Below are 23557 nucleotides of genomic sequence, written 5' to 3' on the forward strand. Positions count from 1 at the left end.
TCAAGCCTTCATTCCGAAACGGGCCGAGAAGCGCACATCGCCTTCGACCATGTCGTGCATATCGTTGATTCCCTCGCGCAGCATCAGGGTGCGCTCGATGCCCATGCCGAAGGCGAAGCCCTGGTAGACGTCGGGGTCGATGCCGGCGGCGCGCAGCACGTTGGGGTGGACCATTCCGCAGCCGCCCCATTCGATCCAGCCGGGGCCGCCGACCTTGTTCGGGAACCAGAAGTCCATCTCGGCGCTCGGTTCGGTGAAGGGGAAGAAGCTCGGGCGCAGGCGGGTCTTCGACTCCGGGCCGAACATCTCGCGGGCGAAGCCGTCGAGGGTGCCCTGCAGGTTGGCCATAGTCAGGCCCTTATCGATGGCGATGCCTTCGATCTGGTGGAAGACCGGAGTGTGGGTGGCGTCGAGCTCATCGGTGCGGAAGGTCTTGCCCGGGCACACGACGTAGAGCGGCACGCCGCGCTGCAGCAAGGAGCGTGACTGCACCGGTGAGGTGTGGGTGCGCAGGACGAGGCCGGCATCGGCGGGATCGACGAAGAACGTGTCCTGCATCTGGCGGGCAGGATGATCAGGGCCGAAGTTGAGCGCATCGAAGTTCAGCCACTCGGATTCGATCTCGGGGCCTTCGGCGACCTCCCAGCCGAGGCCGACGAAGTAGTCCGCGGCCTGTTCCTGGATGAGGGACAACGGGTGGCGAGCGCCGAGGCGGCGACGATCAGTGGGCAGGGTGACGTCGATGGCCTCTTCGATGAGCACGGCCGCATCGCGTTCAGCTTCGAGTTCGGCCAGGCGTGCGTCGTGGGCCTGCTTGACCTGTCCCCTGGACTTGCCGACGATCTTGCCGGCGGCGGCCTTATCGACCTTGTCGAGTGAGCCGATGGCTCGGTTGGCGAGCGCCAGCGGGGCTTTGTCGCCGGTGTGGTCGATCTTCGCCTGCTTGAGCTCGTCGAGAGTCGTCGCATCCGCGAAAGCCTTGAGTGCCGCGTCGACGGCCTGCTTCACGGCCGACTCGTCCAAGGGGTCGAGTTGGTCTGTCATCAATGTCCTTTTGTCCGTACTTGCCCGTAGCTGTGGGGACGTCATTCTTCTTCGCCTGCCAGTCTATCGTCTCCCCTGCCGGGACCTGGGGCGGCGTCCGCTGGGTGGGTGGCCCACCTCGGTGGGCGTTCCCTTCGCCGAGGCGGCCGTGCGGTTGCGCACGTCCGCTGGGCGAGTGAGCGGCCTCGGTGCGGGTGGACCTCACCTGGGCGCGAGGGTGTGTTCTGGATCATTGGGATCGAATCGTGAGAAGCGTAGGGTCGGGAACATGACGACACAACGTGCATCAGATGTCATGGTCAGAGCTTTGGAGAACGAAGGCGTCGAGCGGATCTTCGGCATTCCCGGTGAGGAGAACCTCGACTTCGTCGACTCCCTGCGGAACTCATCGATCGAACTCATCCTCACCCGCCACGAGCAGGCAGCCGCGTTCATGGCAGCCACCTACGGCCGGCTGACGGGCAAGCCCGGTGTGGTGCTCACGACCTTGGGGCCGGGGGCACTCAACCTGGCGACCGGGGCTGCGTACGCCCACCTCGGCGGGATGCCGGTCATCATGATCACCGGGCAGAAGGGCATCCGCACTGCCGAACAGGCGGCGTTCCAGATGGTCAATACGGTGGCGACGATGGATCCGCTGACGAAGGTGAGCAAGCAGATCACCTCGGCGGCGATGATTCCGACGATGGTCAGGGAGGCGTTCCGCGCCGCTCAGGCCGAGCGTCCGGGACCAGTGCACCTCGAACTGCCCGAGGACATCGCGGGGATGCCGGTCGACGGGTTCGAGCTCGTCGAACCGCATACGAATGGTCGGCCCGTCGCCGGGGATACGGCGATCGCGAACGCCGCGAACGTCATCAAGGAGGCGAAGAACCCGCTGCTCATGCTCGGTGCGGATGCTTCCCGGGCCTCGTGCAGTGAGGCTCTGTCGCGTTTCGTCGCCGAGATGCGCATCCCCTACGTCACCACGCAGATGGGCAAGGGGTCGGTGACGGGTGCGTCGGATCTGTATATGGGCACGGCGGCGCTGACGTCCGGTGACTACGTCCACGACGCGATCGATGCCGCCGATGTCATCGTCACCATCGGTCACGATACGACGGAGAAGCCGCCGTTCACGATGGACGAGACCGGGCCGACCGTCGTGCACATCGGGTACCGTCCCGCCATCGTCGAGCAGGTGTATTTCCCGCAGTTCGAGGTCATCGGCGACCTGGGTCCGTCCTTGGACAAGCTCGCCGAGGTGAACGGTGGCCCCGTGCCCACCGCCGAGGCGCTCCTGCCGATGCGTGATGAGATCCTTATCAAGATCCACGAGGGGGCCGATGAGGATCGGTTCATCCCGCAGCGGATCGTTCAGGAGGTCCGTGACGTCGTGCCGACCGACGGGATCGTGGCTCTGGACAACGGGATGTACAAGATCTGGTTCGCTCGAAACTACCGCACGACCAGGGCGAACACCCTGCTGCTCGACAATGCTCTGGCGACGATGGGCGCAGGCCTGCCGTCGGCTATCGGGGCGAAGCTGACCTATCCGGAGCGCCGGGTCATGGCCGTGGTCGGTGACGGCGGGTTCATGATGAACAGCCAGGAGATGGAGACCGCGGTCAGGCTCGGGCTGGACCTCGTCGTGGTCATCCTAGAGGACAACGCCTACGGCATGATCCGGTGGAAGCAGGCCGCGGACGGATTCCCCGACTTCGGGCTGACCTATGGCAACCCTGATTTCGTGAAGTATGCGGAGTCCTATGGTGCCACCGGCACGCGCGTCGAGGATGTCGACAGCATCAGCGATGCCCTGGAAAACGCGTTCTCTGTTGGTGGCGTGCATGTTGTCGTCGTGCCCGTCGACTACTCGGAGAACAAGCGTGTGCTCATCGACGAGTTGGGCAAGCGGTGAGGCGCTGTCTTTTGGTGCTTCCGACCCTGATCGGCCAGTAGGTCAATTGGTACGGTCACGGCTCTTCACGATTCTGCTAGGGATCTCCACGCTGTGCGCGTGGGGATCCCTCGGCGAGATCGTCAAGGCATTCCTGCGGGACCGGCCGATCGATTCACTGCTCTGGTTCATGCTTGGGGTGGCGGCAGCCTCGGCGATCGTGGTCTGGTCTGTGTTTCGGGCGAGTCGTGTCAGGCTCGAGGTCAGGAGCTTCATCGGCAGCGTTCCGTTGGGAGTTGTGCTCCTGTGCTCGCTGGTGGGCGGGTTCGTTCTGCCGTCGCTGCTCGTCGGCGGAACAAATGTCATCGACGTGGCAGTCACCGCGATCGTCATCGCCGCGGTCTGCGGTGGTGCGATGCTCTACCTGCGAAAGGCCTACTTCACTCCCCCGGATAGTCCCGAAGGGTTGGACGACAAGTGACAGGGGTTGACCTTCAAGTCGGTTGAGACCGGACAATGTTCGAGTGACTGATTCTGACTTGATGCCGATCGGCGCCTTCGCCCGAATAGTGGGTCTGACGGCGAGCGCGCTGCGATTCTACAACGATGCCGGCATCCTCCGCCCTGACCACGTCGACGCCCAGACCGGATATCGCTTCTACAGTGAGGAACAGATACACACGGCCGAGTAACTGCGGGAGCTTCGCGAGCTCGGAATGCCGCTGCCCCATGTCTCTCGGTTCTTCGCGGCCGAAACTGCGTCCGATTCTGCGGAATCGCTGCGGCTCCTGAATGACCATATGCGCAGAGTCTCGGCTGACAACGCGCGATTGCACCACGTGGCCGCACGCCTCACCCAGTCTTTGCAATCGAAGTCTTCGGCATCGTTGTGCGCTCTCCCAGGGCCCATCTTCGCCGCAGCAGTCGACCAGCTTCTGGCCACTACCACCGACGATCCCAGCTTCCCCGTCCTCAACGGTGTTCGCTTCTGCGTCGAACCGGACGCGCTCACATTGGCGGCGACGGACCGCTACCGATTCACCAGTCGTACCCTGGTGCCGAGCCGGTCTGCAGGAACGACGTGGGCAGGCACCGTATCAGGCGATACCCTTCGGAACACCGTTTCAGTGATCCGCAGAAGCCCGACAGTGACCCTCGCTGCAGGCGACGGCTTCCTGCGCGTCGTGCTCGAAGATGGCACCGTGTGCCAGTGCACGTTGATAGAAGAGCCTTTTCCGGACACTTCCGACTTCTTAGAGTCCCTACCGTCAGCAGTCCACCGCTGCATGGTCGACCGCAGGCAGCTGTTGCGGACGATGGAACAGAGGCCTCTGAAAAAGCTCGGTCTCCGACTCACCTCGAGTGGGATACAGGTTCTGGCTCCTGATGACGTCCCTGATCTCGAAGGTACAGGTGATGGCTCTGAAATCATTCTGTGGTTCGAACTCACGACATTACATCCGGCGGTGACCAATGCGCTCGGAAACGATCTCATCCTCGACATCAGCGCGCCGGACCAACCGGTCGTCCTGCGTTCGGCCGATGACGGAGACTTCACCACCGTCCTCATGCCGTGCCAGGCACCCGTCCACTGATACAGACAGGAACAGACCACCATGACCTCGAAACCAGCTGCACCCGATCCGACGATGGAGGCGATCAGCCGAGCCATCGAACTCGGGAGAGCAGGTGACGTCGACACCGCTCGGCGTCAGCTAGTCGACCTCTGGCAGGAGGTCGGCTCCTCCGGGGATCCCTTCCATCGCTGCACACTTGCGCACTATCTCGCCGATCTCTACAACCACCCGGCCGAGGCCCTCATCTGGGACATTCGTGCTCTCGATGCCGCCGCTTCGCTCAGCGATGAACGCGCGCAAGCACATCACCAATCTCTCCAGGTCGACGGCTTCTACCCCAGCCTCCACCTCAACATCGCCGACAACCTCCGTCTGTTGAGTGCGTTCGATGCTGCGGCGAAGCACATCTGCGCCGCCGAGGAACGAAGCGAAGTATTGTCTGACGACGGCTACGCACGAATGACCCGCACTGCGATCGTCGAGGTGCGTGCCGCCATAGACCGACGCGAGACCGCTCGTCGCGACTCGGCCCCCGGCGGTTCGTGATATTCGCCGGCTTGCGCTCTACAGCGAAAGGCTCGTTGCGGTGATCGCCGATGTGAGTTCCCACAGGCGATCGGCACTCGATTGATCAATGGCATAAGGCTGGACGCCCCCGGCGTCCATAGAACCGTCGGGGTCCGCAATGGGTGCGATGTCACAGTCTTCCAAATAGAGTCCGCCGAGACCGTCAAGGAGCGGTGAGGTAGCGGCCCAGATGCCTGTTGCCGCACCTTGACTCGGGGTCTTGAAGTCGTCACCGGTCACGTTGCCGGCATCGTCGATCCATCCGAGATCGACCTGTTCCGACACAGGCATATTCCTCTGCAAACCGGTGATGATCTTGCCCGGGTGCAACGCAAAACTTCTTACCCCATGTGCGCTGCCGAGCTTGTCGAGCTGAAGCGCGAAGAGCATGTTCGCGGTCTTCGACTGCCCGTACGCAGCCCATTTGTCGTAGCCGTTGAGGAAGTGTAGGTCGTCCCAGCGAATATCTGAAGTGTGGTGGCCCGCTGATGAGTAGACGACTACTCGCGCCTCGCCTCGCACCAGCAGGCGAAACAGCCGAACGATGAGTGCGAAGTGGCCGAAGTGGTTGACGCTGAGTTGGTAATCCCATCCCGGTCCTATCCGCTGCTGGGGTGTCGCCATGACGCCTGCCGCGGCAATGAGCAGATCGATTCGGTTGGCGACAGCAGCGATCTCGGATGCGGCTTGTGAGACAGAGTCCAGATCGGACAGATCGACGTCATCGATCACGGTGACTCCGCCGACTCCTGTCAGCTCTCTCCTGGCGGTCGAACCTCTCCGTGCGGGAACGATGACGTGAGCGCCGCTGCCGGCAAGAGTTCGCGTGGTCTCCAACCCAAGCCCAGAATACCCACCGGTCACCACTGCGGTCTGTCCACTGAGATCATGACCGGCGATGGCTTCGGTCGCGTTCGTCGAAGCGCTGAATCCTGAGCCGAGAGGCTTCTGTTCGTTGATTGCCATGCAGCCGACGCTACGACCTAGAGTGTTCTCTAGGTCAACCGAAATGAGGAGCCGATGACCACAGACATCGCAGCGACCTACTCGATTGGAGAGGTCGCGGCAGAAGTAGGGATGAGTGTCCACGCTCTCCGGTTCTATGAACAGCAGGACCTCCTGGTCGGCCCTATCGGACGAAGTTTAGGCGGGCGTCGCCGTTATACACGAGTCGATGTCGATTGGCTTCACATCTGCTCGCGGCTCCGAGATTCGGGGATGCCGCTCGCGGAGTTACAGCGATTCGCGGCCTTGGTGCGGCACGGTCCGGGGAATGAGTCCGAGCGACTCGCGATCCTCTACGCGCAGCGGGACCGAGTCGATCAGCAGATCAGCGCGCTCCAGCGAGCCAGAGAGATCATCGAGTGGAAGACTGACGTATATCGTCAGCACGTCAACGACGGCAACGCGGCAGGCCTGTGGGATCCGACTGCTCGGTCCGAAAGGTCGGGTGGCCCCCAATCTTCATATAGGGAGCCGGTACCTCGCCAAGACGACGACTGAATTCCGTCAACGCGCACCCATCAGCAGTGAGTCAGGCTTGAGTGCGGGTTCGTCCACTCACTCCACAGTGATGCCGAGTTCCGAGGCGAAGAGTTCGGCGAAGAGCATGAGTTGGGTGTCGTCGATGGTCGCTCCGCGCAGCGAGTGCACGCCGGAGATCTTGTGCGGTTCCAATCCCCGGATGTCGACGTTGCCGAGGGTGGCGCCTTCGCACTGGAAGACGCCGACACTGCTGCCCGGAAATGCGACCCGGCTGACCTTCGCCCGGTCGAGGTCGATCTCGTCGATCTTGCAGTCGCGGAACTCGACATCGGTGAGCTTCGCCCCGCGCAGGTTGAGGTAGGAGATACGGCAATTGGTGAATCGCACCTTCTCCCACACGCTGTCATAGACAACACCGGCACCGATCCGCGTTCCAGAGATCGTTGTGTGCAGTAGGTTTCCACGGGACATAGTCCACGTGTCGGCGCGGCAGTCCGTAATCTCCGTGCCGGAGATCCTGGCCCCGGTGAGATCGACCGGTGCGTCGACATCCCCGAAATTGACGTTCGACCATCGGCAGTCGAGGAACGTCGCTTGGGTGGCATCCGCCTCGGCGAGGTTGCGATCGGTGAATTCCATCCCTTCGAGGAATTCTTCGGGATCGATATCGCCGAGGTAGCCCTGGGCAAGCTCGCCGAGGTTGATTTTCGGTGGTCGCGGAGTCTCCGTGGTCATGCGCCCACCCTAATCGCTGCCGGTGACATACCCCGTCGTTGCGAGTTCACCCGAACGAAAACCCGCCTTGTTATCGTCGGGAGCATGGATACGCGGCCACGCTCGCCCAATGACCGCAGTGCACCCTACGCGGTTGCGTTTGCAGCAGGCGGGGTGCTCGCTGTTGTCTACCTCGTGGTCCGTTACCTGCACGCTCAGTACATCGGCTGCGGTGGAGCCGGCTTCCAGTGTGGCGGGATCGTCAGTGATCTGTTCTTCGGAATCGGAAGCTTGTTTCTCGGGTTTCTAGTTGTCCTCGGCTGGGTGGCCACTGCGGTGATCGCACCATCGATGCTGAATCAGCTCCGACCACACACGTCATGGTGGTGGCGTGGGCTCACCGCCACTGGATTCTGTTTAGCCGTGACCGTTGTGATCATGGTGGTCTACGGCGGAATAGTGACGTATTCGGAATAAGGCTGAGCGATCAACGTCTCCCCACTAGACTGCAGGCATGAAGCCACTGACCACGATCCTGTCATTGCCCGTTGCCGACCCGCAGGCCACCGCGAACTTCTACGCCGATGGGCTCGGCCTCGAAACCGACGGTGTGGAGGACGGCATCGTCGCCTTCGAGTTGCCCAACCTATCGATCTTCTTCATCACCGCGGACGAATACGGTCAGTACCTCGAGCTCTCAGGCCAGCCCGGTTCGAAGAATCCGGTTCCCGGCGCCAGCATCATCTCGTGTGCATTCGCCACGCGTGCTGAGATCGACGAGGTACTTGACCGTGCTGTCGCCGCCGGTGGATCAGCCGATCCTGGTCAAGATGTTGATGGCTCGTACATGGGCTACTTCGCTGACCTCGACGGCTACATCTGGGAGCTCGTTGCCAATGAGCAGACGGCGAAGGCCGCAACTGCGGCGGAATAGTTTTTACGTACCTGTCGGACGGTCGCGGAGGGCTTTCGCGCACGATGAGCGCACAGTCGTCCGCGTCTCAGCGGCCGCGGGAAGCTGAGACTCCTGCCAACGCTGTTTTCGGGACATCGACGAAACCGAGTCTCTTCACCGCCGAGGTGTAGACGACATACTCTTTGATGAGTGCCACAGGCACCGTCACCGTGATCAGCAGTTGCGGTACGGACGGAGAGGCCCCCGTACCGAAATCGAGTACCCAGAAAATACACGCAACAGCCGAGAAGACGACCACTGACTCGGTCGCTTCCTTGAGATGATGGCTCCGCAGCGTCGCCAGAGACTTCGGCGCATCGGCAATATCAACCACGCTCGTCTCACCGCCCTGACTGCTGCTGTTAATCGACTAGGTTACTTGTCGCCACAGTAGCGCAGATCGCCGCAGAATTGAACCACGCCCGCAGATCAGCGAGCCAGTCGTGAGCACCGTCCTCAATCAACCGAGGCCGCCCAGCCCCTCACATCCGTTGGTTGCGAGCACTCTCGTAGATGCACACTCCGGCGGCGGTGCCGAGGTTGAGGCTTTCGGCCGAGCCGTAGATCGGGACGGCGACGGATGAGTCGCACAGCTCCAGATCCTCGGCGCTCATCCCCCAGGCTTCGTTGCCGAAGACCCACGCGGTCCGTACGGTGAGATCCAGACCCGTCTCCCATGGATGGTGCAGATCGTGGGCTTCGTCGTTCGCGTCGGCGGCGAGTACCTGCAGGCCGCGCGCACGGGCCAGTTCGGTCACCTCGGAGAGTCCGACTCCGGTGACGACAGGAATGTGGAAGAGCGAGCCGGCGGTCGACCGCACGGTCTTGTCGTTGTAGACATCCACCGACGACGACGTCAGCACCACGGCATCGGCGCCCGCGGCATCGGCCAGCCGGATGATCGTGCCGGCGTTGCCCGGATCGCGCACTTGCGACAGGACGACCACGAGCTGCGCTTCCTTGTCGAGCACCGAGGTCAGCTCCACGTCGAGCGCCCTGCACACGGCCACGACACCCTGGGAGTTCACGGTCGAGGCGAGCTCAGTGAGCACCTCGGGGGTGACGGTGCTGCACTGCATACGCCCGCGCTTGGCCGTGGAGACGAACGAGGGATGCTCCTCGGCGGCCTCCTCGGTGATGAACAGCTCGACGACGGAGCCCTTTCGTGCCAGAGCCTCACGGACGGCCTGCGGACCTTCGACGAGGAACTGCCCCGTGGCCTTGCGATCACGACGTTTGAGCAGTTTCGCGGCATTCTTGATCCGCTTCGACTGAGGTGAGGAGATGACGTCAGGGAGTTTCATGAAACCGTGTTCTCGATCCGTTGAATGCTGAAGTGGAAAAAGTGGGGCCCGAAGGCACAGGAGCTGATATGAGGACCATGCGAGTCCGAGCGAAAAGACCGACGGCCCCGAACCTGCAGTTCGGGGCCGTCGTCGATCACCGAGGCGATCGGTCAGTCACTTAAGTGACCGGAGTTTAGATAAGACGCTGCTCAGGCGGCGTCGGTCTTCGCTGCGTTGACGTCAGCAGGAAGAGCTTCCTTGGCGACCTTGACCAGGTGCGCGAAGGTGGCCGAGTCGTTCACGGCGAGCTCGGCGAGCATGCGACGGTCGACCTCGACTCCAGCGGCCTTGAGGCCCTGGATGAAACGGTTGTAGGTCATACCGTTGGCGCGGGCGCCGGCGTTGATGCGCTGGATCCAGAGACGACGGAAGTCGCCCTTGCGCTTGCGACGGTCACGGTAGCTGTAGACCAGCGAGTGGATGACCTGTTCCTTGGCCTTGCGGTACAGGCGCGAGCGCTGTCCGCGGTAGCCGCTTGCCCGGTCGAGGATGACCCGGCGCTTCTTGTGAGCGTTGACCGCTCTCTTCACACGTGCCACGTGTTACTCCTTTGAAAAGTTCGTATCTGCCGGCGGTGCCGGACTCTGGTTCAAGCTGAGACAGCCGATGTCGACTGCCCGTGGGAGATCCCGGAGACTGTCCGGGAAAGAAAGACCCGAAAGGGGTCTCACCTGCCCTTGAGCTTGCCCAGAAGCTTGCGGGCCATGGCGCGGTCGCCGCCGGTGATCTCCTGGTCGGTGGACACGCGGCGCTTACGAGCCGAGGACTTGCCCTCGAACTTGTGCTGGTTGTTCACGCCTTCACGCATGATCTTGCCACTGCCAGTCACGCGCATGCGCTTCTTGGCGCTGCTGTTCGTCTTCTGCTTCGGCATAGTGCCGTTCTCCTTTGCAATTCGTTGCCCGCGTCAACCGCTGGCAACTACTTCACACGCACAGACCAGGACGGACCTGGAACGCGACGTACTTAATTTCTCACGCGTCCGGGCGAGCTGCGTTCTTCTCTGCAGCGACCCGATCGCGACGGGACTTCACCTCAGCGGACTTGCCCTTGGCATCTGCCGATGCCTTCCGGGCCTCCGCCTTGGCGTCAGACTTTGACTTGTGCGGGGCGATGACCATCACCATGTTGCGTCCGTCGACTCGCGGTGAGGATTCGACGGAGCCAAGATCGGACACATCTTCGGCCAAGCGGTTGAGCAGCTTGATGCCCATCTCGGGACGGGACTGCTCACGTCCGCGGAACATGATCATGACCTTGACCTTGTCGCCGCCTTCGAGGAAGCGGGTGACGTGGCCCTTCTTCGTCTCGTAATCGTGTTCGTCGATCTTGAGACGGAAGCGGATCTCCTTCAGCGCAGTGTTCGCCTGGTTCTTCCGGGCTTCTCTGGCTTTCTGGGCAGATTCATATTTGAATTTTCCGTAGTCCATGAGCTTGGCTACGGGTGGCTTCGCCTGTGGGGCTACCTCGACGAGGTCGAGGCCGGCTTCACCGGCGAGATCGAGTGCCTTGCGAATGGCAACGATACCGACCTGTTCACCATTGGGTCCGACCAACCGGACCTCGGGAACCCGAATCCGGTCATTGATGCGCGTCTCGCTGATGTGTTCACTCCTTTTTGCTCAAATGTGGTCGTGACAACGAAAAAGGCTCCCGTTGACACATGCCAAGGGAGCCTGCACACACGAGCAGTACGGTAGACGTACGTTCAGTGAATACACCTCGATCTGGACCCGATCAGACTATGCCTGACGGACAGATCTTTGGACCCGATCGCTCTTCGCGATCAAGGTGGGAGACAGACTCCGCTTCGCACCAGCTACCAGTGTACTACGCTTCATGACTCTTCGCACATCGAGGCCCTGGTGTAATCGCCGCATTGATTTATATGTCAAGCTTATGGCATGAGTTCTGAAGAATCTGTTCCCGCCGAGGCGATCGCCGACGTTACGCGCGACATCGCCGAGGTCCCCGCTGTCGAGGTCATCACCTCCAGCGCCGTCCACCTCATGTCCGCCGCCGCCGTCAAGTGCGGCCTGGCCGAGGACACCGCCGAAGGTCGCGGCGCCGACCTCCAGGACCTCGATGAGGCCCGCAAGCTCATCACCGCACTGGCCGGCTTCGTCACCGGTGCTGCCACCGTGATCGGCGACCACCACGCCCGCCCGCTGCGCGATGGACTGCGCAGCCTGCAGCTGGCCTTCCGCGAGGCTTCGGAATACCCCGACGCCCCCGGCGAAGGCCCCGGAGAGAAGTTCACCGGCCCCGTCCGCTGACACTCCCCCGCTGACCACTCACGCTACGGCCCTCGATCTTCGATCGGGGGCCGTTGTCGCATTCTCATTCGCCGAGGCGGTCGTGTCCTTGCCCGCAGACGTTCACCGATTCACGCGCCGAGGCGGCCGACCACCCCAGACATGAGATCGTCTTCGACGTCGCCGAAACCCGGCCCGAATTGGCCGAAGCGCAGACCATTGATCAGCCCGACGATGGCGACCCAGACCGTGATGGTCTCCAGGATCACGGAGTCGTCGTAGTCGAGTCCGAGTTCGTCGAGACCTTGCCGCAACGGCTCGAGCGTCGCGCTCAGCTCCTGAGCTTCGGCACTCTGCGCGCCCCGGGCCGCGCCAGCTCCGTTGGCCGCCTCGGTGCCGGTCGCTGACTCCGCCACCAAGGACGCCAAGGCGACCATGATGCGTGTACCCGGAACCACGGTCTCTTCCCGCGGAGCCTCATAGCCGGCGATGGGCGTGCCATAGATGAGCGACCACCGGTTCGGATACGTGCGCGACCAATCAAGCATCGTCAGCGCGAGCACCCGGACGCTCCGCTCCCCGGCCAAAGCCTCATCGACAGCATCGGCGATCTGCGTGAAGGCGTCGCGGATGAGGATCGTCAGCAGTTCATCACGACTCTTCACGTACCGATACACCGCACTGGAGACGACTCCGAGCTCACGGGCGATCGCTCGCAGCGACAGCCCGTCGACGCCCTCGTCATCGATCATGCGATTGCCGATGGCCGTGATCTGCGCTTCCGTTTCGATGCGGGCGCGCTGTCGCGGGGTCTCAGTCATGGCTTCACCTTACGATCCGAGAGCAATGATGACAACAGTGTGCACTGCTCTTGAATTGTCGGCTGCCGAGCCTTACGCTGATTCGAGAGAGCACCGCTCTCGTTTAATCATCGGAGGCATCGGAAGGGATCCGTCATGAAAACAGCACTCGTCATCGGCAATGGTCAGATCGGTTCGGAGATCGCGACTCAGCTCATCGCATCAGGCACAGATGTCCGCATCGCCACCCGCTCCGGCAGAGGTTCGTCCAGCGCCTCGGGCGGAGCGACCAACACCACCGCCCCATCGGAAACGTCGTCAACGTCTGGCACGACGACAGTCAGCGCTCCAACTCACCTCAAGGCCGATGCGAGTGATCGCGCCCAGCTGGCCGAGGCCGCTCAGGGAGTCGATGCGATCTTCGCCTGCGCACACGCTCCCTATGACAGCCGGAAATGGGAGCAGGTCCTCCCCCGCCTCGACGCAGCGATCCTCGACACCGCCGCAGACCTCGGCATCCCCGTCGTCTTCCCGGAGTCGGTCTACGCCTTCGCCGGACTCGACGCCCCGATCACCGAAACCTCACCGTTCGCTCCGGTGGAGGACAAGGGACGAATCCGGCAGCGACTCATCGAAGCCCGTGAGGCTCACTCAGCGACCAGTGCGAGCGTCATCGCAGGGGATCTGCTCGGCAGGACAGCAGAGAAGTGGTCGTCGGTCGTGCGAATGTGCATCACCGAACCCGTCTCCGCCGGGCGCAGGGCCATGGTGCCGGCACGGACTGATGTCTCGCACGGAATCACCGTCATCGCCGACCACGCAGCCGCAATGATCCAGGCGGCAGAGGATCTGATGGACGTCCCCGCGGGGACGCATCAGCTGCGGATCGCACCGGCATCAAATCCGACACTGGCCGAGATCGCCGACTTCACCGCGGACACTCTTGGGCAGAAGCACAAGCATCCGCTCTCAGTCCCCCGCTGGGCGACCCATGCCATCGGTGCATTCGAACGCTCCTTCTACGAGCTCAACCAGTTGGCACCGATCTGGTACGAACCCTGCGTCATCGCCTCCAGCGATTTGGCCGAAACAGTCGGCACAACCGACTGGCGCGAGGGCGTACAGCAGATGCTCTGAGGAATAACGGTCGCGAACGTCCTCTGACCGCGGAAGTTCGACAGTGATCCGCAGAACTGCATGGTCGTTTCATGTTTCTGTCACCGATTGGGTTGGACTCAGTCATGGAAGTCGTCCGGCTCTGCTGGGATGCGCTTCGCCATGAGACAGAACTTGTTGCCGTCCGGATCCGCGAGAACATGCCAGCTTCCGGACGGCACGACATCAGTCTTCGTGGCACCCAAAGCCATAAGTCTTTCGAGTTCGTCCGCCTGGCTGCGGTCAGTCGGACAGAGGTCGAGATGCAGACTGTTGTCCCCAAACGAATCGCTCGAACGCTCGAAGAGAATAGTCGGTGCATTCGACGCCCCGGAGATCGCGACACCGGTTTCGTCTGTGGCCGTCACCTCGTAGCCCAGTGCTTCGCACCAGAATCGGCTCAGCGGAGCTGGGTCCGGGGTTTTGACGATAAGATCGCTGATTCGACTCACCATCGGCAATCGAACCTCACAGTCGGATCCCGTTGCCCGGTCCCAACGGCAGGTCGAAGAGGAACCAGATGCCCAGCAGCACGGCCCAGGCCAGCCAGAACGGGATGACGAATGGGAACATCCGAGAGATGACCGTGCCCAACCCGGCGTTCGGCTCGTACCGGCGGACGAGGCCGAGGAGGACGATCATGTACGGATTGAGCGGGGTTATGACCTGAGTAGCCGAGTCTCCGACGCGGAAACCAGCCTGGATGAACGCCGGTTCGTAACCGAGCAGGGCGAAGAGTGGGACGAACACGGCGGCCATGAGCGTCCACATCGACGATCCGGACACGATGAACAGGTTGAGCACGCTGGCCAGGAGCATGAAGCCGATGACCGCGGCGAACCCGGTCAGTCCGATCGCCTCGAGCCCCGACGCCCCTGCGACGGCGATCCACGAGCCGATTCCCGTCCAGTTGAACAGGGCGATGAACTGCCCGAGGATGAACGCGAGAATGAGGAAGGACATCATGTCGATGATCGATTGGCTCATCATCTTCACGAGGTCGTTCATCGACCTCACTGTGTGCACGACAATGCCGTAGACGACGCCCATGAGCATGAAGTAGGCGAAGACGATGAACACGATCGACGACAGCAGCGGGGACTCCGGGAGGAATCCGCCGTCCTCGTTCCGCCAGGGTGAACTGGGGAGGAGGAAAGCGAAGAGGAAGACCGCGGTGAGGACGAGACCCGAGACCACCGACCAGATCAGCCCCTTCTTCTCTTCCGGTTCGAGTTCGGCCTTGATCTCGGTGGACGAATCACCATCGGAAGACCCAGAGGATCCATCCGATGTCGCCGAGGCATCTCCGTAGGGGCTGTCGGGTGCCTGGTATTCGCGGGCCAGCCCGCTCGTCGAGGCATTCGCGTATTCGCGGGGCACTCCCTTGCGCACCATGTTCGGTTCGATGAGCCGGTCGATGATGAAGCCGGCGATGATCGCGAGCACGATCGACGAGGCGATGTTGAAGTAGTAGTTCGATACCGGGTTGACCGCGGTGTAGTCGGTGTTCGGCAGGGTCTCCATCACCGAGGTGGTGATCCCGGCGAACAGAGCGTCGAGGCTCGTAGGGACGATCGAGGTCGAATAGCCGGCACCGGTGGCGGCGAACCCGCCGATGAGACCGGCCATCGGATGCCGTCCTGCGGCTTTGAATACGAGCGCAGCCAGAGGCGGGATGATGACGAACGCCGAGTCGGCCATGATCGACCCGACCACCCCGACGAAGCCGACGGCATACGGCAGCAGCCACTTGGGGCTCTTACCGAAGGCGATGCGCACGGCCGCGGCGAGCATTCCCGACTTCTCTGCCACACCGACGGCCAGCAGAATCGGCAGCACCGTGGCCAAGGGCGGGAACCCGATGTAGTTTTCGCCCATCGTCGTGGTCAGCCACGACAGACCCTCCCCGGTGAACAGGCCCTTGATCGCGATGGTCTCGTCGCCGCCGGGAATGGCCACGGTGACTTCGGCCATGGCCATCGCCGTGGAGACGAGGCCGGTGATGATGAACAGCCCGAGGAACAGTGTGAACGGTTCGGGCAGCTTGTTTCCGATGCGTTCGATCCAGTCCAGCGTGCGCTGGCCGAAACCGACTTTCCCATCTGTCGTCGTCGACATGAGCGGTCCTTCTCTTCGATGGCGCGGGTCTGGGTGCGGCGGGACGATCTCAGTCGAAGAAGTGCTCGACGTCGATGGCTCCCCCGTCGCGGGCGAACTCTTCGGTCACCTCGGCGGCGAGGGCATCGTCGACGAGGAAATCCAGGGCGGTGCACGCAAGACCGTAGGCCCCGTCGAGTGCCGCGGATTCGGCGGCAGGGGTCTTGGCGGCTGCGGCGAATTCTCGGGTGTGCAGCGCCACCTCGGCGTCGGCGGTCTTGATGAGCGGATGGATGCCGGGAATCCGATAGGAGACGTTGCCGAAGTCCGTGGATGCGGCAATCGATTCGTCGAGCACTCCGGCGGGAAGCGGTTGGCGGCCGCGCGTCTGTTCGTGTTCGGCCCAACGGGCGGTCAGCGTCGAATTCGTACGCACGGGCAGCGACGGCGGATGTTCGTCCCAGTCGACGGTGACGCCGGTGCCGGTCATGAGCGCGGCACCCTTCGCCGCGTCCTCGACCCGGTCGGAGAGCTCTTTGAGCGTCTCGGGGAACTTCGAACGGACGTAGCACTGCACGGTGGCCGATTCGGTGATGATCGACGGTCTCGTTCCGCCGTCGGTGATGACCGCGTGCAGACGGGAGATCGGCGGCATCTGCTGCCGCATCAGGCCGAGCCCCTGGTAGAAGAGGTTCGCCGCGTCGAGGGCGTTGCGCCCCATGAAGGGCTGGGCCGAGGCGTGGGCGGCGACCCCTGAGTACGTGACCTTGAGCAGGCGGCGTCCCAGCCACACCTGGTCGGCGCAGTCGTATCCGTAACCATGGACCATGATGGCCGCGTCGATACCGTCGAAGGCACCGGCCCGGGCCATAACCTCTTTGCCCGAATGACCTTCCTCGGCCGGGGTGCCCAGCAGCACGACGGTGCCCGGCACGGCGTCGGGGTCCTTCTCATACAAGGCGTGGAGGGCAAGAAAGGCACCGATTCCGGCGGTGGCGATGATGTTGTGTCCGCACGCATGCCCGATCTCGGGCAGGGCATCGTATTCGGCGAGGATCGCGATCGTGCGACCGTGGCCGGATCCCGTCGTCGCCCGCAGCGTCGTCTTCACACCGTAGAGGCCGGTCTCGACGTCGACTCCGTGATTCTCCAGCACAGAGGCGATCGCGGCGACCGAATCGAACTCTTCGAACGCGGTCTCGGCGAGGTCATGGACGGTGTGAAGCAGACTCGTGAGGTCGCCTTCCGCAACGTCGAGGCCTGCGGCGATGCCGGACCGGCTCGTCTCGGGGGCGCCAGTGAAGTCAGAGGTCCACTCGGCGGCCTGCTCGGCCCGGGCCCGGGTCTGCCGAGCCATCTCGTCGAGGTAGTTGTCGTCCGGTGCGGTCGAGTGGCCGAGGTCACGGATTTCGCTCATGGGTCATAAGCATAGGTGCCCTGCCGATCTGACACGCCCGGAACGGTCAGACTTCGACGAGGCGGATGGCCAGGGAGTCGATCTTCGCGACGAGGTCCTCGTCACCGGCGACGGTTTCCTGGAACCGGCGCACTTCTTCCGGCGGCACCTCGGACTCGACGCCCAGTGTGATGCCGAGCTCCGGCCCACCGAGATGGACGCTGTTGCTGCCGGGGCTCACACCGATCCGAGCCAGCCACGGGAAGGACTCGGCGATGGCACGCAGGCGCTGGGCCACCTCGGCGTCGGCCCAGGACGGGGTCCAGGGCTGGGACTGCACGAACGCGAACATGGCGGGGCGGCGCAGCAGGAATGAGGACTCGGCTCCGGGGTCGAGGACGACGAGCTGGGACTCGGCCTCGATCGCCCCGAGGACGAGCCGTTCGGACTCGATCGGGACGGGACGGGCATCGGAATGCCACGCCGTCAGCGGTGGGATCCCGGAGAATCCGGGGGTGCACTCGCGGCCGTCCTCGGCTTGGAGGCGGACCATCGCCATCTCCGAGGAGTTGTCGGCCATGAGCCCGTTCTCTCCGACCTCCTGGTCGACGACCATCGGCACGATCGGGGCATAGAGCCTGGCCCCGGACAGGGCTGTGACGACCTGCTGGTGTGCGGCCGGGTCCAGGGGTGTCTGAGCGACCTGGGTCATGGCCTCCAGCAGGGCCGCATCCGCGAGTCCGGTGTCGCCGGAGAACGGGTTGGGTTTGAGGTCCCGGCCTTCCCACGCCTGTCCGGCGGAATCCGTCGGGGCGTGGGCGTCGCCTGACCGGGCATCAGACGCGGCGGACCGGGGCTCGTCCGGCCCATGGGGCTGGTCCGGCTCGTGCGAGTGCGTGCTCACCGGCTCACCGTCCTGCGACGTCGAGGGCTTCTTCCAGAGTGAACTTGCCTGCGTAGAGTGCCTTGCCCACGATCGCCGAGTCGACGCCGAAGGGCACGAGCTCACGGAGGGCTCGCAGGTCGTCGAGGCTCGAGACTCCGCCGGAGGCGACGATCGGAGAGTCCGTCTTCTGCGCGAGATCCTTGAGCAGGTCGACATTGGGACCCTGCAGGGTGCCGTCCTTGCGCACATCGGTGACGACGTAGCGGGAGCAGCCTGCGGCTTCGAGGGTGGCGAGGACTTCGTAGAGGTCGCCGCCGTCCTTCGTCCAGCCGCGGGCGGCCAGGGTGGTTCCGCGCACGTCGAGGCCGATGGCGACCTGATCGCCGAAGCGCGAGATCATCTCGGCCGTCCACTCGGGGTTCTCGAGAGCAGCGGTGCCGATGTTGACGCGCTCGGCTCCGGTGTCGAGTGCGCGTTCGAGGCTTTCGGTGTCACGGATGCCACCGGAGAGTTCGACCTTGATCCCCACGGCCTTGACGACCTGGTTGAGCAGATCCGAGTTCGAACCGCGCCCGAAGGCGGCGTCGAGGTCGACGAGGTGGATCCATTCGGCGCCGCGGTTCTCGAAGTCCTGAGCGGCGTCGATGGGTGAACCGTAGTCGGTTTCGGTTCCGGCTTCGCCCTGGACGAGGCGGACGGCCTTGCCGTCGGCGACGTCGACAGCGGGAAGGAGGACCAGCTTGTTCGAACTGTCTGTCATTGTGACCTTTCTGCCAGGGTGCCACGGGGTTTGAGGCAACCATAGTCGGTGTGCTCGGTCAGGAGCTGAGTGAGTCTGTGGGGTTGGTGCCGGAGCTGCCGGTGCTGCCGGGATCGCTGCCCGGGTTGCTGTCGGCGGCGAACGAGGCGAGCCAGTTGCGCAGGAGCCTGGCGCCCGCCTCGGCGGATTTCTCGGGATGGAACTGTGCTGCCCAGGTGGTTCCGTCTTCGACAGCGGCGATGAAGTCATTGCCGTGGCGGGCGGTCGTGACCGTCGCGTTCGCCGGCGGCTCGGTCGCGGCGTAGGAGTGGACGAAGTAGAAGCGTTCGTCTCCGATTCCGGCGAACATGGCCGAGTCTGCGGGAGCGTTGACCTTCGACCATCCCATATGCGGGATGACCGGCGCTTCGAGGCCGGTGACGGCTCCAGACCACAGACCGATGCCCTCGGTCTTGACTCCGTGTTCGACGCCGCGGGCGAAGAACACTTGGAGGCCGACGCAGATGCCGAGCAGCGGTCGACCCTGTTCGTGGCGTGCCCGGATGAGGTCGACTCCCCCGACGTTCTCCAGTCCGGCCATCACGGCCGAAAACGCGCCGACGCCTGGGACCAGCAGTCCGTCGGAGTCGTTGATGACATCGTGATCGGCCGTGAGAGTGACCTCGGCGCCGGCTGCGGCGACCGCTCGGACGGCGGAGCGCACGTTGCCGGCACCGTAGTCGAGGACGGCGACAGTCGTCATCGCTTCGCCCCCTTGCTCAGCACCGACCAGATCCTCCACAGGGAGAACCCGAGGACGATGGCACCGAGTGCGGCGACGACCCAGGCGATGGTGTTCCCACCCAGGGCCAGTGCGATGCCGAAGGCCATCACGAGTCCGGCGAGGACGGCGGCGATGATCCACAGCAGCGCGGTGCGTGCCATGGCGGCCCGACCCGGGCTCATCGTGGCCGCACTGGCCTGCAGCTTCGTCATCGACGAGGTCGGGATATTGCCTTCGACGTCCTCTGCTGCAACGGTTTCGAGCAGCAGACCTTCGAGCACATCGGGCAGGTTCTTCAGCGCCAGCCCGGCCGGCACATCGGACTCCCGGGCACCGTGGCGGAAGTGGCCGGCGTCGATCTGCTCTTCGCTGCGCACGAGGAGGAGGACCTCATGTTTGCCCGCGAGCTTCGAGATCGCGGCGGCCGCCTCGTTGCCGGCTTTGACATCCGTGTCGGCGAGCACGATTCCGCTGAACTCGCCGATCGGCACGATGGTGCCGGAGATGTTCGACAGCACGCAGGCGGCGGCCAGCTGTTGGGCGACCCCGAACGGGGTCACGATGACGGTCGTGCTCACAGGACTCCCTTGGTGCTGGGAACGGAGTTGCTGCGCGGATCGGTTTCGACGGCCTCGCGCAGCGCGCGGGCGAAGGCTTTGAACTCGGCTTCGACGATGTGGTGCGGGTCGCGACCGCGCACCAGGTCGAGGTGGACGGTCAGTCCGCCGTTGAAGGCGATCGATTCCAGCGAGTGGGAGGTCATCGAACCGGTGAAGTGACCGCCGATGAGGTGGTACTGCTGGCCCTCGGGCTCGCCTTCGTGGACGAAGTAGGGGCGGCCGGAGACGTCGACGACGCACTGGGCCAGGGCCTCGTCCAGCGGCACGGCGGCGAAGCCGTAGCGGCGGATGCCGACCTTGTCGCCGAGCGCTTCGCGCAGGGTCTGACCGAGCACGATCGAGGTGTCCTCGACGGTGTGGTGGACGTCGATGTGCGTGTCACCGGTCGCGGTGATGTCGAGGTCGATCATCGAGTGCTTCGACAGGGCGGTGAGCATATGGTCGAAGAACGGCACGGAAGTCGAGATGTTCGAAGTGCCGGTGCCGTCGAGGTTGACTGACACGGACACCGTGGACTCGGACGTGGTGCGTGAGTTCTGGGCCTGCCTCATGGAGTGCCTTTCGTCGGGGCGGCTGATGACGGGGTCGGAGACTGCGGACGGTCCGCGAGGACGTCCGGTGATTCGGCGAGGATATCGTCGATGGCGGTCAGGAACGCTTCGGTCTCTGCCTCGGTGCCGGCGTTGACGCGGGCGTAACCGGTGATGCCGATATCGCGGATGAGGACTCCGCTGTCGAGGAGCTTCTGCCACAGCTCGGCCGGTGAGGCGATGTTGCCGAAGAGGACGAAGTTCGAATCGCTGTCGTGGACGGTGAAGCCCGCCTCGGCGAGGTGGCTGGACATCCGATTGCGCGAGTCGATGAGACGGTCGACATTGCCCAGCAGCAGCTCAGCATGTTCGAGAGCCGTGCAGGCCAGCACCTGGGTGACCTCGGACAGGTGGTAGGGCAGGCGGACGAGGCGGAGGACGTCGATGAGCTCGGGTGCGGCGATGGCGTAGCCCAAGCGCAGGCCGGCACAGGCGAAGGCCTTGCTCATGGTGCGGGAGACGACGAGGCGGGGCCGGCCCTCAAGCAGAGTCATCGCCGAGGACTTGGCTGGGCGGGAGAATTCCGCATACGCCTCGTCGACGATGACTATCCCTGCGCAGTTGTCGTAGGCGGCTTCGATGACGTCGAGGCCGATCGAGGTCCCGGTCGGATTGTTCGGGGTGCACAGGAATACGATGTCCGGATTCGCACGAGCCACCTCGGCGGCGACCGTCTCGGCATCGAGGGTGAAGTCGTCCTTGCGTTCGACGTGCTGCCATTCGGCACCCGTGCCCGTGGTGATGAGCGGGTGCATCGAATACGAGGGGGTGAACCCTAAGACGGTGCGGCCCGGACCACCGAAGGCCTGGACGATATGGCTGAGCACTTCGTTCGAGCCGTTGGCGGCCCAGATCATGGAGGGATCGAGGTCGACGGAGTCTCCGGCGCGTTCGTTCACACCGTCCAGATAGGTGACGAGGTGTTCGCGCAGTGCGGTGAATTCGCGATCGGGATATCGATTGAGTCCGGCGAAGTGATCGTCGACGGCGGCGCGCATGCTGTCGACGACGACGTCCGGAAGCGGATAGGCGTTCTCGTTGACGTTGAGCTGGACCGGCACATTGAGGTGCGGAGCCCCGTACGGCTTGAGGCCGACGAGGTCTGAACGCACTGGCAGAGAGTCGATGTTTCCCACGGCGATCATTCTACCGAGAGGCCCCCGCCGCCCGGGCGGCGGGTCGGGCATCGAGATCGGCCGGTCGGCTCACCCGATCGAACGGGTCAGCGCGCTGCCGGTCGGGCCGGCGCCATGCCGGTCGAGCAGGGTTTGACCTCAGCGGACGGGGACGTCGAGGGTCTGTCCCGGGTGAACCGTCGGGGTGTCCAGGTGGTTGATCTCGACGATATCGGCAACGACATCGCGGGTGTCGCGGTCGATGCCGAGATTCGAAGCCACGGTCCACAGCGATTCGCCCTCCCCGACGACGACTGCCTCGGCGTCGATGCCGATGCTCTCCGTCTCCGATTCGGCGACGGCAGCGGCCGAGAACGACTGGGTGGCGAGGAGGACCGCCCCGCCGATGACGACGAGAGCGACGAGCAGGGTTCGGAGAAGGCGCACAGCCTGGCGTCCACGAGGGGTCAGGTGCAGCTCGGTGTTCTGTGCAGACATCGCATTACCTCTTTCATTCGTACGATTCCACCAGTAATCGGTAGAACGTCTGTTCTATTCAACATGCCAATCGAACAAATGTCCAGTCCAACTCGAACATCTATGCGACAATGAGAGGGAACCAGCGTTGTTGATTGATCTGTCAGAACCATCTCAGTCGGCACTGACACGAGAATTTCCGAAGCGGAGATCACGGCGTTCAGCGGCAGGGAATAGAACGAAGGGGAACGAGCAATGGTTCAGAACAAACGAGGCAGAGGCAGGCCTCGCAACGAAGATGTTGCCAGCGAGATCGCTGCCGCTCGCACCGATGACGACGTCGTCCAGATCCCTGAGGGGTCATCCGGTGAGGGCGATTTCCGCCTCACTCCCCGGCAGCGTCTCGTGCTCGAGACCATCGAACGCGCGGTCGTGACCAACGGCTACCCGCCGAGCATGCGCGAGATCGGCAAGGCCGCCGGACTGGCCTCCCTCTCCAGCGTCGCCCACCAGCTCTCCCAGCTCGAACGCCTCGGCTATGTCCGCCGCGACCCGAAGCGCCCGCGTGCCATCGAAGTGGTCAATCCGTTCGAAGAGGAAGAGGCCGAACGCGCGAAGTACGAGGAGCTGGCCAACAACACCGTGCAGGTGCCGGTCGTCGGACGCATCGCCGCCGGTGGTCCGATCCTGGCCGAGCAGGAAGTCGACGATGTCTTCTCCCTGCCGACCCAGGTCGTCGGCTCCGGTGAGATGTTCCTGCTCAAGGTCGTCGGCGATTCGATGATCGAAGCCGCCATCTGCCACGACGACTGGGTGGTCGTGCGCAAGCAGCACACAGCTGACAACGGTCAGATCGTCGCCGCCCTGCTCGACGGCGAGGCCACCGTGAAGACGCTCAAGCGCAAGGCCGGTCAGCAGTGGCTGATGCCGCAGAACGAGAACTACGAACCCATCGACGGCACCTACGCGCAGATCATGGGCCTCGTCGTCGCCGTCATCCGCCGCCTCTGATCTTCCGTCGGCTCTCCGCAGTCTGAACACAAAGGCCCGCGACCGAATCGGTCGCGGGCCTTTCT

30 protein-coding genes are annotated in these 23557 nt (G+C 63.6%); 11 read left to right on the forward strand and 19 right to left on the reverse strand.

Annotated elements, in window-relative coordinates; genetic code table 11:
* Positions 1-1044 (reverse strand): phenylalanine--tRNA ligase subunit alpha, encoded by a 1044-nt coding sequence (gene pheS, locus ACOZ9V_RS11755; protein ID WP_434590243.1) that lies wholly within the window; start codon positions 1042-1044, stop codon positions 1-3.
* A gap of 268 nt (positions 1045-1312) precedes the next feature.
* On the opposite strand from pheS, the gene ACOZ9V_RS11760 reads away from it, so the two are divergent.
* The 5 genes from ACOZ9V_RS11760 to ACOZ9V_RS11780 all read left to right on the forward strand — a co-directional run bounded on the left by ACOZ9V_RS11760 (position 1313) and on the right by ACOZ9V_RS11780 (position 5046).
* Positions 1313-2944 (forward strand): acetolactate synthase large subunit, encoded by a 1632-nt coding sequence (locus ACOZ9V_RS11760; protein ID WP_434590246.1) that lies wholly within the window; start codon positions 1313-1315, stop codon positions 2942-2944.
* Positions 2945-2990: 46 nt separating this feature from the next.
* Positions 2991-3404 carry a hypothetical protein gene (locus tag ACOZ9V_RS11765; protein ID WP_434590249.1) on the forward strand — a complete coding sequence of 138 codons (414 nt, stop codon included), beginning with the start codon at positions 2991-2993 and terminating at the stop codon, positions 3402-3404.
* Between the two features lie 43 nt (positions 3405-3447).
* Positions 3448-3615, forward strand: coding sequence for a MerR family transcriptional regulator (locus tag ACOZ9V_RS11770; protein ID WP_434590252.1), 168 nt, complete (start codon positions 3448-3450; stop codon positions 3613-3615).
* Between the two features lie 147 nt (positions 3616-3762).
* The gene (locus ACOZ9V_RS11775) at positions 3763-4518 is read left to right on the forward strand and encodes a hypothetical protein (RefSeq protein ID WP_434590255.1); all 756 of its coding nucleotides are present in this window, start codon (positions 3763-3765) and stop codon (positions 4516-4518) included.
* Between the two features lie 21 nt (positions 4519-4539).
* On the forward strand, positions 4540-5046 hold the full coding sequence (locus ACOZ9V_RS11780; protein WP_434590258.1) for a hypothetical protein: 507 nt from the start codon (positions 4540-4542) through the stop codon (positions 5044-5046).
* 18 nt (positions 5047-5064) lie between these two features.
* On the opposite strand, the gene ACOZ9V_RS11785 is transcribed toward ACOZ9V_RS11780, so the two are convergent.
* Positions 5065-6033 carry an oxidoreductase gene (locus ACOZ9V_RS11785; RefSeq protein ID WP_434590261.1) on the reverse strand — a complete coding sequence of 323 codons (969 nt, stop codon included), beginning with the start codon at positions 6031-6033 and terminating at the stop codon, positions 5065-5067.
* A 54-nt stretch (positions 6034-6087) separates the two neighbouring features.
* Between ACOZ9V_RS11785 and ACOZ9V_RS11790 the strand changes: the two genes are divergently transcribed.
* Positions 6088-6570 (forward strand): MerR family transcriptional regulator, encoded by a 483-nt coding sequence (locus ACOZ9V_RS11790; RefSeq protein ID WP_434590264.1) that lies wholly within the window; start codon positions 6088-6090, stop codon positions 6568-6570.
* Positions 6571-6627: 57 nt separating this feature from the next.
* Here the strand turns inward: ACOZ9V_RS11790 and ACOZ9V_RS11795 are convergent, their stop codons facing one another.
* Positions 6628-7287 carry a pentapeptide repeat-containing protein gene (locus ACOZ9V_RS11795; protein WP_434590267.1) on the reverse strand — a complete coding sequence of 220 codons (660 nt, stop codon included), beginning with the start codon at positions 7285-7287 and terminating at the stop codon, positions 6628-6630.
* A gap of 84 nt (positions 7288-7371) precedes the next feature.
* On the opposite strand from ACOZ9V_RS11795, the gene ACOZ9V_RS11800 reads away from it, so the two are divergent.
* Both ACOZ9V_RS11800 and ACOZ9V_RS11805 read left to right on the forward strand, forming a co-directional pair.
* Positions 7372-7743: a hypothetical protein gene (locus tag ACOZ9V_RS11800; RefSeq protein ID WP_376906276.1), complete on the forward strand. Its 372-nt coding sequence runs from the start codon at positions 7372-7374 to the stop codon at positions 7741-7743.
* A 37-nt stretch (positions 7744-7780) separates the two neighbouring features.
* On the forward strand, positions 7781-8200 hold the full coding sequence (locus tag ACOZ9V_RS11805; RefSeq protein WP_172174466.1) for a VOC family protein: 420 nt from the start codon (positions 7781-7783) through the stop codon (positions 8198-8200).
* A gap of 67 nt (positions 8201-8267) precedes the next feature.
* On the opposite strand, the gene ACOZ9V_RS11810 is transcribed toward ACOZ9V_RS11805, so the two are convergent.
* The 5 genes from ACOZ9V_RS11810 to infC form a co-directional block, all read right to left on the reverse strand.
* The gene (locus ACOZ9V_RS11810; protein WP_434590271.1) at positions 8268-8555 is read right to left on the reverse strand and encodes a hypothetical protein; all 288 of its coding nucleotides are present in this window, start codon (positions 8553-8555) and stop codon (positions 8268-8270) included.
* A 148-nt stretch (positions 8556-8703) separates the two neighbouring features.
* Positions 8704-9525 carry a TrmH family RNA methyltransferase gene (locus ACOZ9V_RS11815; protein ID WP_434590274.1) on the reverse strand — a complete coding sequence of 274 codons (822 nt, stop codon included), beginning with the start codon at positions 9523-9525 and terminating at the stop codon, positions 8704-8706.
* Positions 9526-9716: 191 nt separating this feature from the next.
* Positions 9717-10106: a 50S ribosomal protein L20 gene (gene rplT / locus ACOZ9V_RS11820; RefSeq protein ID WP_039206669.1), complete on the reverse strand. Its 390-nt coding sequence runs from the start codon at positions 10104-10106 to the stop codon at positions 9717-9719.
* A 128-nt stretch (positions 10107-10234) separates the two neighbouring features.
* Positions 10235-10441, reverse strand: a complete 207-nt coding sequence (gene rpmI / locus ACOZ9V_RS11825) for a 50S ribosomal protein L35 (RefSeq protein ID WP_062244103.1) — start codon at positions 10439-10441, stop codon at positions 10235-10237.
* 100 nt (positions 10442-10541) lie between these two features.
* Positions 10542-11123 (reverse strand): translation initiation factor IF-3, encoded by a 582-nt coding sequence (gene infC, locus ACOZ9V_RS11830; protein ID WP_039206665.1) that lies wholly within the window; start codon positions 11121-11123, stop codon positions 10542-10544.
* A 348-nt stretch (positions 11124-11471) separates the two neighbouring features.
* On the opposite strand from infC, the gene ACOZ9V_RS11835 reads away from it, so the two are divergent.
* Positions 11472-11843 (forward strand): DUF1844 domain-containing protein, encoded by a 372-nt coding sequence (locus tag ACOZ9V_RS11835; RefSeq protein ID WP_039206663.1) that lies wholly within the window; start codon positions 11472-11474, stop codon positions 11841-11843.
* Positions 11844-11953: 110 nt separating this feature from the next.
* On the opposite strand, the gene ACOZ9V_RS11840 is transcribed toward ACOZ9V_RS11835, so the two are convergent.
* Entirely contained in the window at positions 11954-12643 is a 690-nt protein-coding gene (locus ACOZ9V_RS11840) for a TetR/AcrR family transcriptional regulator (RefSeq protein WP_434590278.1), read from the reverse strand.
* A gap of 135 nt (positions 12644-12778) precedes the next feature.
* Here ACOZ9V_RS11840 and ACOZ9V_RS11845 point away from each other — a divergent pair, with 135 nt between their 5' ends.
* Complete coding sequence (locus ACOZ9V_RS11845; RefSeq protein ID WP_434590281.1) at positions 12779-13759, forward strand: NAD-dependent epimerase/dehydratase family protein; 981 nt, start codon at positions 12779-12781, stop codon at positions 13757-13759.
* Between the two features lie 98 nt (positions 13760-13857).
* Here the strand turns inward: ACOZ9V_RS11845 and ACOZ9V_RS11850 are convergent, their stop codons facing one another.
* From ACOZ9V_RS11850 to ACOZ9V_RS11895, 10 genes are all read right to left on the reverse strand, one after another.
* A complete protein-coding gene (locus tag ACOZ9V_RS11850; protein ID WP_434590284.1) occupies positions 13858-14232 on the reverse strand; it encodes a VOC family protein in 375 nt (124 codons plus the stop codon).
* 13 nt (positions 14233-14245) lie between these two features.
* The gene (locus tag ACOZ9V_RS11855) at positions 14246-15895 is read right to left on the reverse strand and encodes an AbgT family transporter (RefSeq protein ID WP_434590287.1); all 1650 of its coding nucleotides are present in this window, start codon (positions 15893-15895) and stop codon (positions 14246-14248) included.
* A gap of 49 nt (positions 15896-15944) precedes the next feature.
* On the reverse strand, positions 15945-17291 hold the full coding sequence (locus ACOZ9V_RS11860) for a M20 family metallopeptidase (protein WP_434590290.1): 1347 nt from the start codon (positions 17289-17291) through the stop codon (positions 15945-15947).
* Positions 17292-17337: 46 nt separating this feature from the next.
* Positions 17338-18174 (reverse strand): SseB family protein, encoded by an 837-nt coding sequence (locus ACOZ9V_RS11865; RefSeq protein WP_259358641.1) that lies wholly within the window; start codon positions 18172-18174, stop codon positions 17338-17340.
* 4 nt (positions 18175-18178) lie between these two features.
* Positions 18179-18916 carry a bifunctional 1-(5-phosphoribosyl)-5-((5-phosphoribosylamino)methylideneamino)imidazole-4-carboxamide isomerase/phosphoribosylanthranilate isomerase PriA gene (priA, locus tag ACOZ9V_RS11870; RefSeq protein ID WP_166823785.1) on the reverse strand — a complete coding sequence of 246 codons (738 nt, stop codon included), beginning with the start codon at positions 18914-18916 and terminating at the stop codon, positions 18179-18181.
* Between the two features lie 58 nt (positions 18917-18974).
* A complete protein-coding gene (gene hisH, locus ACOZ9V_RS11875; protein WP_259358635.1) occupies positions 18975-19658 on the reverse strand; it encodes an imidazole glycerol phosphate synthase subunit HisH in 684 nt (227 codons plus the stop codon).
* Positions 19655-20257 (reverse strand): hypothetical protein, encoded by a 603-nt coding sequence (locus ACOZ9V_RS11880; protein WP_139470129.1) that lies wholly within the window; start codon positions 20255-20257, stop codon positions 19655-19657. The genes hisH and ACOZ9V_RS11880 overlap by 4 nt, the downstream gene beginning before the upstream one ends.
* Entirely contained in the window at positions 20254-20850 is a 597-nt protein-coding gene (gene hisB, locus ACOZ9V_RS11885) for an imidazoleglycerol-phosphate dehydratase HisB (RefSeq protein WP_062244078.1), read from the reverse strand. The genes ACOZ9V_RS11880 and hisB overlap by 4 nt, the downstream gene beginning before the upstream one ends.
* Positions 20847-22025 carry a histidinol-phosphate transaminase gene (locus tag ACOZ9V_RS11890; protein WP_434590294.1) on the reverse strand — a complete coding sequence of 393 codons (1179 nt, stop codon included), beginning with the start codon at positions 22023-22025 and terminating at the stop codon, positions 20847-20849. Before ACOZ9V_RS11890 ends, hisB begins: the two co-directional genes overlap by 4 nt.
* A gap of 138 nt (positions 22026-22163) precedes the next feature.
* The gene (locus ACOZ9V_RS11895; protein WP_101546893.1) at positions 22164-22502 is read right to left on the reverse strand and encodes a LysM peptidoglycan-binding domain-containing protein; all 339 of its coding nucleotides are present in this window, start codon (positions 22500-22502) and stop codon (positions 22164-22166) included.
* Positions 22503-22736: 234 nt separating this feature from the next.
* Here ACOZ9V_RS11895 and lexA point away from each other — a divergent pair, with 234 nt between their 5' ends.
* On the forward strand, positions 22737-23492 hold the full coding sequence (gene lexA, locus ACOZ9V_RS11900; RefSeq protein WP_092012603.1) for a transcriptional repressor LexA: 756 nt from the start codon (positions 22737-22739) through the stop codon (positions 23490-23492).
* Positions 23493-23557: the final 65 nt, after the last annotated feature.

This window comes from Brevibacterium sp. 1718 (assembly GCF_051131255.1).
Taxonomy (GTDB): Bacteria; Actinomycetota; Actinomycetes; order Actinomycetales; family Brevibacteriaceae; genus Brevibacterium; species Brevibacterium sediminis.

What these genes read in the sequence shown, in the direction of transcription:
- pheS (WP_434590243.1), bottom strand. Translation starts at nt 1,044, where the DNA reads ATGACAGACCAACTCGACCCCTTGGACGAGTCGGCCGTGAAGCAGGCC.
- ACOZ9V_RS11760 (WP_434590246.1), top strand. Translation starts at nt 1,313, where the DNA reads ATGACGACACAACGTGCATCAGATGTCATGGTCAGAGCTTTGGAGAAC.
- ACOZ9V_RS11780 (WP_434590258.1), top strand. Translation starts at nt 4,540, where the DNA reads ATGACCTCGAAACCAGCTGCACCCGATCCGACGATGGAGGCGATCAGC.
- ACOZ9V_RS11785 (WP_434590261.1), bottom strand. Translation starts at nt 6,033, where the DNA reads ATGGCAATCAACGAACAGAAGCCTCTCGGCTCAGGATTCAGCGCTTCG.
- ACOZ9V_RS11790 (WP_434590264.1), top strand. Translation starts at nt 6,088, where the DNA reads ATGACCACAGACATCGCAGCGACCTACTCGATTGGAGAGGTCGCGGCA.
- ACOZ9V_RS11795 (WP_434590267.1), bottom strand. Translation starts at nt 7,287, where the DNA reads ATGACCACGGAGACTCCGCGACCACCGAAAATCAACCTCGGCGAGCTT.
- ACOZ9V_RS11800 (WP_376906276.1), top strand. Translation starts at nt 7,372, where the DNA reads ATGGATACGCGGCCACGCTCGCCCAATGACCGCAGTGCACCCTACGCG.
- ACOZ9V_RS11805 (WP_172174466.1), top strand. Translation starts at nt 7,781, where the DNA reads ATGAAGCCACTGACCACGATCCTGTCATTGCCCGTTGCCGACCCGCAG.
- ACOZ9V_RS11815 (WP_434590274.1), bottom strand. Translation starts at nt 9,525, where the DNA reads ATGAAACTCCCTGACGTCATCTCCTCACCTCAGTCGAAGCGGATCAAG.
- rpmI (WP_062244103.1), bottom strand. Translation starts at nt 10,441, where the DNA reads ATGCCGAAGCAGAAGACGAACAGCAGCGCCAAGAAGCGCATGCGCGTG.
- ACOZ9V_RS11835 (WP_039206663.1), top strand. Translation starts at nt 11,472, where the DNA reads ATGAGTTCTGAAGAATCTGTTCCCGCCGAGGCGATCGCCGACGTTACG.
- ACOZ9V_RS11840 (WP_434590278.1), bottom strand. Translation starts at nt 12,643, where the DNA reads ATGACTGAGACCCCGCGACAGCGCGCCCGCATCGAAACGGAAGCGCAG.
- ACOZ9V_RS11845 (WP_434590281.1), top strand. Translation starts at nt 12,779, where the DNA reads ATGAAAACAGCACTCGTCATCGGCAATGGTCAGATCGGTTCGGAGATC.
- ACOZ9V_RS11850 (WP_434590284.1), bottom strand. Translation starts at nt 14,232, where the DNA reads ATGGTGAGTCGAATCAGCGATCTTATCGTCAAAACCCCGGACCCAGCT.
- ACOZ9V_RS11855 (WP_434590287.1), bottom strand. Translation starts at nt 15,895, where the DNA reads ATGTCGACGACGACAGATGGGAAAGTCGGTTTCGGCCAGCGCACGCTG.
- ACOZ9V_RS11860 (WP_434590290.1), bottom strand. Translation starts at nt 17,291, where the DNA reads ATGAGCGAAATCCGTGACCTCGGCCACTCGACCGCACCGGACGACAAC.
- priA (WP_166823785.1), bottom strand. Translation starts at nt 18,916, where the DNA reads ATGACAGACAGTTCGAACAAGCTGGTCCTCCTTCCCGCTGTCGACGTC.
- hisH (WP_259358635.1), bottom strand. Translation starts at nt 19,658, where the DNA reads ATGACGACTGTCGCCGTCCTCGACTACGGTGCCGGCAACGTGCGCTCC.
- hisB (WP_062244078.1), bottom strand. Translation starts at nt 20,850, where the DNA reads ATGAGGCAGGCCCAGAACTCACGCACCACGTCCGAGTCCACGGTGTCC.
- ACOZ9V_RS11895 (WP_101546893.1), bottom strand. Translation starts at nt 22,502, where the DNA reads ATGTCTGCACAGAACACCGAGCTGCACCTGACCCCTCGTGGACGCCAG.
- lexA (WP_092012603.1), top strand. Translation starts at nt 22,737, where the DNA reads ATGGTTCAGAACAAACGAGGCAGAGGCAGGCCTCGCAACGAAGATGTT.